Origin of the sequence: Siminovitchia sediminis (assembly GCF_042680885.1) — a bacterium.
GTDB lineage: Bacteria > Bacillota > Bacilli > Bacillales > Bacillaceae_C > Siminovitchia > Siminovitchia sediminis.
Window position 1 is genome coordinate 1 of record NZ_JBHUEO010000040.1, and the last position, 8,544, is coordinate 8,544.

Genomic DNA, 8,544 nt, shown 5'->3' on the forward strand with positions numbered 1-8,544 from the left:
CTGAAAGTGGCGGGCATCCGCCAGCTGCTTTTAGGAAAAAAGCCCACAAATGCAAAATCAGGAGGAGAAAAACGATTCGGTTTTCTCCTCCTGATTTATTTTAGGGGCTATTTAGACAGCCCCTGTTTCATATTTTTCCGCCATTCAGGAGATGCGGTTATCCATTTGATTGCTTGGACTTAATTTTCCCCGTCCATTGTTTAAAGCCGCCTTGCAAATGATAAAGCTGCCGGTATCCCTTCCGATACAGCTGTTGGGCGGCTCTGCCGCTTCTTAATCCACTTTGGCAATATAAATACACAGGTTTATCTTTCCTGATTTCCTTCATTCTCATTTTAAATTGAGACATGGGAATATTGCGTGCGCCAAGTATATGGCCGCCGTCATATTCTTTTTGTTCCCGGACATCGATCAGCTGCGCTTTTCGGTATCCTGCCCGAAACTCATCCTGGGTCAACGTGGTTAATATCTTTTTTTGCCGAAAATAATTATACAGGGAAAACGCGGCCACAATCCCTAAAATGATTAATAATGTATAAAGCACTCCCACTGTAATAAAGCCCCTTTCTACTAAATACCCTATCTTCTATTATATTCCTGACTGATGAATGAATCAAAGGTTTTATGAGGATGCCGTCTGCGAAAAAAGAGAAGTATATGGAGCAAAGTATAAAAGACTGTATCTTTAAACTGTCAATCAAAGAAAAAGTCTAAAATTGTTGAAAAAAGTTGGTTTCACCTATTATTCCCTATAATCTCTAATTGTTTCTTCCATTTCCTCTCTTTTTTTGATTTGACAAACTATAATCATTTATTTCTGAAAACACAATATATAGTGTAGATATTTTGAATAAAAATCAATATATTGTGTTTAATGATTGATTTTATGGATATATATATGGTAACTTATCAATGACAGATATACATACACTTATCAGTGCAATTGAAATTGTTTTTAATAAAGGAGTTGGCAAAATGTCTGTTGCATACACTAAGAGACCGAGCTTAAACATAGAAAGGCTCAACCAGGATATTCAATTGTTCGATCCTGTACATCCGATTACCCCTGATATGAAAATTACTCAAAAAGGCGTTTCCCGCCTCGTTATGATCGACCGATATGCTTTTAAAGACACAGAAAAAATTACTCTTTCTCCTGGAGACTTTGTCGTTTTAACGATCAAGGAGGATCCGAAATTTCCTGCTAGAGGGCTCGGATATATTCAATCCATTGATTGGGAAGAAAAAACGGCTGAAGTCATTGTAGAACCGGAATTTCAATCAGCACTTGAAGATGAACAGGAAAGGGAAACAGGCGTTATCCTAAGGCCTCTTGACATTATTGAAAAACCGCTTGAAGTATTTTATGAGCAAATTGCGAAAAGAAATGCGACAGGACTGGCGTCTGTTGAGAAAACAAAAGAAAAAAGGCAGGAATGGTTTCAAAAATTCTATGAAGAGCTTGTGAATTTACACTTTGTTCCAGCTGGCAGGGTGTTGTACGGCGCTGGTGCAGGAACAGATGTAACCTATTTTAACTGCTATGTTATGCCTTTTGTACCGGATTCAAGGGAAGGGATATCGGAACATAGGAAGCAAGTGATGGAAATCATGAGCCGCGGCGGAGGCGTCGGCACCAATGGCTCTACATTAAGGCCACGCAACACGCTTGCCAGAGGAGTAAATGGCAAATCGTCAGGATCCGTTTCCTGGCTTGATGATATTGCCAAGCTTACACACCTGGTGGAGCAAGGAGGTTCCCGCCGGGGAGCCCAGATGATTATGCTTGCCTCCTGGCATCCGGATATTGTGGAATTTATCATTTCAAAAATGCAAAATCCCCGAATCTTGCGCTTCCTGATAGAAAATACAAATGATCCGGTAATCAAAAAGCATGCAAAAGATAAGCTCAAATTTACTCCTTTAACCAAAGAGGAAGAAGCGATGTATCAAGGAGTGCTGAACTATAAAAACATTCCAGGATTTGGCGGCTTCAGCGAGGAAATATTCCGTTCCGCTGAAGAAAAGTTAAGAGAAGGCGGGACATATTCTGTCCATAACCCTGAATTTTTAACAGGAGCCAACATTTCTGTCTGTATCACCAAAGAATTTATGGAAGCTGTTGAAAATGACGATGATTATGAACTTTGCTTCCCGGATGTTGAAAATTACAATGAAGAAGAAATGAAAATCTATAATGAGAAATGGCATGAAGTCGGAGATGTACGCGAATGGAAAAAACTTGGCCACAAAGTAAGGACATATAGAAAAATTAAAGCCAAAGAACTCTGGAACTTGATTAATATCTGTGCTACTTACTCTGCAGAGCCAGGAATATTCTTTATTGATAATGCCAATGAGATGACAAATGCAAAAGCATACGGACAAAAAGTCGTGGCTACCAACCCATGCGGTGAACAGCCTTTGGCACCATACTCTGTTTGTAATCTTGCAGCGGTAAATCTTTCTCAGATGGCTGACCGTAAAAATAAGACGGTTGATTTTGAAAAATTAGAGCAAACCGTCAGAACCGGTGTCAGAATGCAGGATAATGTCATCGATGCCACCCCATATTTTCTTGAAGAAAATAAAAGACAGGCACTGGGAGAAAGACGTGTCGGACTTGGGGTGATGGGGCTGGCTGACTTGCTGATCTACTGTGAAAAAGAATACGGCTCTCCCGAAGGAAATGAGCTTGTAGATCAAGTGTTTGAAGTGATCGCCACAACAGCTTATCGGGAATCCATTGAACTTGCAAAAGAGAAAGGAAGCTTCCCATTCCTGGAGGGAGAAACGGAAGAAGAAACAGCCAAGCTTCGTGAAGCTTTCACTAAGACAGGCTATATGCAAAAAATGCCCAAAGATATTCATGAAGGGATTAAGAAATATGGAATCCGCAACTCACACCTGCTCACTGTGGCGCCTACCGGCTCTACAGGGACAATGATCGGATGTTCGACAGGGCTTGAGCCATACTTCTCCTTTACGTATTATCGCAGCGGACGTCTTGGTAAATTTATTGAAGTCAAAGCTGATATCGTTCAAGATTATTTGAAGGAACATCCAAATGCGGAGGAAAATAATTTACCGCACTGGTTTGTAACAGCTATGGAACTGAATCCAGAGGCTCATGCGGATGTACAATGTGTCATTCAACGCTGGATCGACAGTTCTATCTCCAAAACAGTCAATGCCCCAAAAGGGTATTCTGTTGAACAAGTAGAGAAAGTATATGAGCGCTTGTATAAAGGCGGGGCAAAAGGCGGTACGGTCTATGTGGACGGCAGCCGTGACTCACAAGTTCTCACCCTAAAAGCAGAAGAAAATACTTTTGAGGAAGAAAAAATAGAAAAACAGCCTGAACGTCCTGTCGTCCTTGTTGATACCATTCAGGATTTACGGTCCACAAGTGTGACAATCGGGTCAGAGATCGGAAATACATGCCCGGTCTGCCGAAAAGGTGAAGTAAAAGAAATCGGCGGCTGTAATACTTGTGATAACTGCAACGCTCAATTAAAATGCGGTATTTAAAAAGCCGGCCTCCAGGCCGGTTTTTTTCGCCGTTTATCGAGAAAAGCGGTATCAAAAAACAATGGATATCAATATTGTCCAATTAAAATTTAGTCAAAAATGTTCCTAAACAAATCCCTTCTGTAATATCCATATAGAGACAACAGGAAGAAGGGCGGCAGAAAAAATGAATGTTGACGGTGTTTTCTCTGGAGGAGGGATCAAGGGAATTGCATTAATTGGGGCCTATGAAGTGCTGGAAGATAGGGGTTTTACTTTTAAAAGGCTGGCGGGTACGAGTGCAGGAGCTATTATTGCTGCGTTTATTGCTGCGGGATATACCAGTAAAGAAATTGCGGATATGATGAGAGATATGGATTTAAATAAACTTTTAGATCGGCGAAGAACTTTGCTGCCATTTCATTTGGCCAAGTGGTTACTGCTGTATTACAAAATGGGGTTGTACCGTGGGGATTTGCTTGAAGAATGGATTAAAAATAAGTTGGCCGACAAAGGCGTACATACCTTTAAAGATCTGCCGCCGGATACATTAAAGGTCATAGCAAGCGATTTGTCGACGGGAAATATTCTCGTGTTACCGGATGACCTGGAGCACTACGGCATACCAAAAGAAATTTTTCCGGTATCCCGTGCCATCCGGATGAGCTGCAGCATCCCTTATTTTTTTGAACCGATCAAACTTCGGTCATTAAGCGGTACAAACATCGTGGTTGATGGAGGAATTTTGAGTAATTTCCCTATTTGGCTCTTTCAAAAGGATGAACAAAAGCAATTGAGACCAGTGATCGGCATCAAGTTGAGCAACCGGGTAGAACAGCATGGAAAACAGACCATTAATAACGGTCTTCAGTTGTTTGAATCATTGTTCCATACGATGAAAGATGCTCATGATGCCAGGTATATTTCCAGGAAACATGAAAAAAATATCATATTTATTCCAACAGAAGAAACCTTTGCGGCGGAATTTTCCATTAATGAGCAAAAAAAAGAAGCCCTCTTAGAGAAAGGACGGGTAAGGGCTCAGCAATTTTTGCAATCTTGGACTTATTAAATGAAAGAAGCACCTAGACAGACTGTCTAAAAAATAGCTCTGTCTTTTTTCTTGCCTTTTTTCCCCTCAATTACTGTCAAGTGGGCAGTGGACCGTCTGCGAAGCGGGCGATTGCGGAATAAATTGCTGGATGGTGCTGCAGACTTTTTTCTTTTCGCTCGCATCTTGGATTGTTTCGCAGCTTTGGCAAAGGCATTTTTTTCTCTGCCGCCAGGCGTCCTATTTGTCCAAATCCGGTAGATAACAAATATAGCTGCAATGACACCAGCCATGAACAGAATTTGTTTAAACAACCCACCTGGATTATTGATTAAATAGGACCCTAATCCGATTACTGCAAATATAAAAATTCCGCTTATGATCCAATTCCATGCTTTCAAGAACGCCACCTCCTCGGGAATAATGGTTATCTTTCCCAAAAAGAATATCCTTTATACATCATTAGATATAAGATTTGGCAAATATCATTCTCACTATTGTCTTTCCACCTGCGCCCTCCGTTTAAACGATAAATCACTGCTATTGTCCCACACATGAAGAAAATATCTATTTCAAGAGAATGGTACCCTGGCTTGGGATGGCCAGGGTCCAATTAAAAAAATATCAAATCAGTAAGTCGCTGCGTGAACAAGTATGCTTACGTCCTTTGTTGAGTGTCTAACTCTATTTTACTAAAAAAATGAAAATATAACCAGTTATAAAAGCCTTATGAAACAAATTAGACATAAAGGGCATGAAAACAATTTAAGCATATAGGACATGCTAGTCATGAGGTGGTTTGAATGGAAGAGAAGAATTATTATGCTATGCCGCTTATTACGATGGCTGCCGTAACAGGATTTGTTGCAGGGGTAATCGGAAGCTTGATGGGTTATCTTGTGTATTACCTGAATTTTACTGAAATCAGTCCCGGCATAATACTTGCTCCCTGGAAGGGGGATTGGAAACATGGCTGGCCGGGCATCCTTCTGGCAGTCGCCATATATGGACTCGTCTCCATCCTGCCTGCGCTGATTTATTATGGAACGCTAAAGAAAAGAAAATCTTTCTGGTGGGGTATTTTTTACGGAGTATTAATATTTTTACTTGTTTTTCTTGTGATTTATCCATTGTTTCCTGAAACGAAGTCATTATTAGCATATGATTTTAATACCATATTGACTGGGATATGTACCTTTATTTTATATGGTGTTTTTATTGGATACTCGATTTCTTACGAATATGAAGAATTTCTTTATTTACAGGAAGTGGATCCTAAACGATAGGTATGGAATTTATTCATGTATTTTCCAATTCTTTTATGTTACACTGTTTATGCTGAAGGGGTCATTCTTTCATTGGACCTTGGAAGGAAGGCAAAGCTAATCATGCGGGAGAGAATAAAAAATGGATAAAATCGGAAAAATTCGTAAGGCTTTTATGAATTTTGATATTGATGGAATGCTCATTACAAGTCCATATAACCGCAGGTATACAACAAACTTTACAGGTACGGCGGGAGCAGCTCTTATCACCCATGATGCTGCTTATTTTATTACTGATTTCAGATATACGGAGCAGGCGGAAGCGCAGGCGCATGGATTTGAAGTGATCAGGTACGGCAAATCATTGATCAAAGAAATTGCGGATCAAGCCAAACAGCATAACATTGAAAAGCTTGGATTTGAACAGGATCACGTGACTTTTTCTGAATGGTTAAAATATAAAGAAGAAGTTCAGGCCGAATTGATCCCGGTATCGGGCCTTATTGAAGAACTTCGGATGGTCAAGACAGAAAATGAGGTTGCTTTATTAAAAGAAGCAGCCGATATTGCTGATGCAGCATTTAAACATATTCTGGATTATTTAAAACCGGGAGCGGCGGAAATTGAGATTGCCAATGAACTTGAGTTTTTTATGCGAAAATGCGGCGCCACATCATCCTCTTTTGACATTATTGTAGCTTCAGGGTGGAGATCTGCTTTACCGCATGGGGTAGCCAGTGACAAAAAAATTGAACATGGAGATTTTGTTACACTGGATTATGGTGCTTTGCACAAAGGATATGTATCCGACATCACACGGACAGTATCTGTTGGTAAGCCATCCAGTCAATTGCAGGAGATCTACCATATTGTCCTGGAAGCACAAATGAAAGCCGTTGAGGAAATCGGGCCCGGAATGACAGGTGTTGAGGCAGATGCCATCGCAAGAGATCTGATCACCGAACGAGGATACGGTCAATATTTCGGGCATTCCCTCGGTCATGGGATTGGACTTGAAGTACACGAAGGACCGGGACTTTCTCCGAGATCCGATGAAAAGCTGGTACCGGGGATGCTGGTAACTGTTGAGCCGGGTATTTATTTGCCAAAAATAGGCGGTGTCCGGATTGAAGATGATATTTTGATCACCGAAACGGGTAATGAAAGATTGACACATTCCACAAAAGAGTTACTTATTTTATAATTGCAGCGGGAGGCAAGGAAATGATTTCAGTTAATGACTTTAAGACAGGATTAACGATTGAAGTGGACGGCGGGATATGGCGTGTTCTTGAATTTCAGCACGTAAAGCCTGGGAAAGGGGCTGCCTTTGTACGATCCAAACTTAGAAATCTGCGTACAGGTGCAATTTCCGAGAAAACATTTCGGGCTGGAGAAAAGGTAAACAGAGCACAAATTGACAATAAATCCATGCAGTATTTGTATTCAAGCGGAGATACACATGTATTCATGGATCAGCAGACCTATGAACAAATCGAATTGTCCTCATCACAAATTGAATATGAATTAAATTTCCTGCTTGAGAATATGGAAGTGCATGTAATCATGTATAATGGAGAAACGCTCGGTGTAGAGCTGCCGAATACAGTAAACCTGAAAGTGACCGAAACGGAACCCGGAATTAAGGGAGATACGGCTTCAGGAGGTTCCAAACCTGCAACAATGGAAACAGGACTCGTAGTACAGGTTCCGTTCTTTGTTAACGAAGGGGATACTTTGGTGATCAATACTTCTGACGGTTCCTATGTTTCAAGAGCTCAATAGAGGACCAATTCTGCCGCGGGGGATCCCGCGGTTTTTGATGCCATAAAAGGTGGGAAGACATTTGAGAGAACTGTTCGCCGAGAGAAAAAGACCATACATATGTACACCTTTAACGGGTAAAAACGAAAATGAAATTTTAAAAGAATTGGATGTGGTCCTGCCTGAGGGACCTGATCTGATTGAGTGGAGAGCAGACTTCTTTCAGGAGCTGCATGACCACACGGCTGTCCTATCCGCACTTCATAAAATTTCAGCAAAAAGCAGCCTGCCGGTATTGTTTACCATCCGATCCACCCGTGAAGGGGGGGAGCCCATTTCCCTGACAGAGGAACAAAAGGTTGCGTTGATTGGTGAAGTTTGTAAAAGAGATGCAGTTCAAGCAATTGATTATGAAATAGAGAGCAGTCCGGCCTATATACGGCAATTGAGACATATATCTTCGTTATATCATAAAAAATTGATACTCTCTTATCATAATTTTGAATGCATGCCGCCTGAAGAAACTTTGCTGAAAAAGCTTTACCTTGCAGAATTTTATGGGGCCGATGTTGCCAAAGCTGCTGTTATGCCATCTACAAGGGATGATGTACTAAGCCTATTGGACATTACGAATAAAGCAGATAAAGAATTAAACATCCCTCTGATCACGATGGCCATGGGAAACCTTGGAGTAGTCAGCAGAATCATCGGCTGGACATACGGATCGATCCTTACGTTTGGATCAGGTGTACAAACTTCTGCACCTGGCCAGGTACAGATTGGAAAACTGAAAAAAATGATCGAGATGATCGATGAAGAAATGAATAGATAAAAAAGGGGCTGTCTAAATAGCCCCTAAAATAAATCAGGAGGAGAAAACCGAATCGTTTTTCTCCTCCTGATTTTGCATTTGTGGGCTTTTTTCCTAAAAGCAGCTGGCGGATGCCCGCCACT

At 41.1% G+C, this 8,544-nt stretch carries 9 protein-coding genes; 7 read left to right on the forward strand and 2 right to left on the reverse strand.

Annotated elements, in window-relative coordinates:
* A partial coding sequence (locus tag ACFSCZ_RS13285) for a hypothetical protein (RefSeq protein ID WP_380774489.1) occupies positions 1-183 on the forward strand: 183 nt, incomplete at its 5' end.
* On the opposite strand, the gene ACFSCZ_RS13290 is transcribed toward ACFSCZ_RS13285, so the two are convergent.
* Complete coding sequence (locus tag ACFSCZ_RS13290; RefSeq protein WP_380774490.1) at positions 158-550, reverse strand: rhodanese-like domain-containing protein; 393 nt, start codon at positions 548-550, stop codon at positions 158-160. The two genes, ACFSCZ_RS13285 and ACFSCZ_RS13290, sit on opposite strands and share 26 nt — an antisense overlap.
* Positions 551-975: 425 nt before the next feature.
* Here ACFSCZ_RS13290 and ACFSCZ_RS13295 point away from each other — a divergent pair, with 425 nt between their 5' ends.
* Entirely contained in the window at positions 976-3,531 is a 2,556-nt protein-coding gene (locus ACFSCZ_RS13295) for a vitamin B12-dependent ribonucleotide reductase (protein ID WP_380774492.1), read from the forward strand.
* A gap of 166 nt (positions 3,532-3,697) precedes the next feature.
* Positions 3,698-4,582: a patatin-like phospholipase family protein gene (locus ACFSCZ_RS13300; RefSeq protein WP_380774493.1), complete on the forward strand. Its 885-nt coding sequence runs from the start codon at positions 3,698-3,700 to the stop codon at positions 4,580-4,582.
* Positions 4,583-4,608: 26 nt separating this feature from the next.
* Here the strand turns inward: ACFSCZ_RS13300 and ACFSCZ_RS13305 are convergent, their stop codons facing one another.
* Entirely contained in the window at positions 4,609-4,962 is a 354-nt protein-coding gene (locus tag ACFSCZ_RS13305; RefSeq protein ID WP_380774494.1) for an SA1362 family protein, read from the reverse strand.
* A gap of 402 nt (positions 4,963-5,364) precedes the next feature.
* Here ACFSCZ_RS13305 and ACFSCZ_RS13310 point away from each other — a divergent pair, with 402 nt between their 5' ends.
* The 4 genes from ACFSCZ_RS13310 (at position 5,365) to aroD (ending at position 8,422) form a co-directional block, all read left to right on the forward strand.
* Positions 5,365-5,847, forward strand: a complete 483-nt coding sequence (locus ACFSCZ_RS13310; protein WP_380774495.1) for a YqhR family membrane protein — start codon at positions 5,365-5,367, stop codon at positions 5,845-5,847.
* Between the two features lie 121 nt (positions 5,848-5,968).
* Complete coding sequence (locus ACFSCZ_RS13315; RefSeq protein WP_380774497.1) at positions 5,969-7,030, forward strand: M24 family metallopeptidase; 1,062 nt, start codon at positions 5,969-5,971, stop codon at positions 7,028-7,030.
* Between the two features lie 20 nt (positions 7,031-7,050).
* Positions 7,051-7,611, forward strand: coding sequence for an elongation factor P (gene efp / locus ACFSCZ_RS13320; RefSeq protein ID WP_380774498.1), 561 nt, complete (start codon positions 7,051-7,053; stop codon positions 7,609-7,611).
* 61 nt (positions 7,612-7,672) lie between these two features.
* Positions 7,673-8,422, forward strand: coding sequence for a type I 3-dehydroquinate dehydratase (gene aroD / locus ACFSCZ_RS13325; RefSeq protein ID WP_380774499.1), 750 nt, complete (start codon positions 7,673-7,675; stop codon positions 8,420-8,422).
* Positions 8,423-8,544 lie beyond the last annotated feature (122 nt).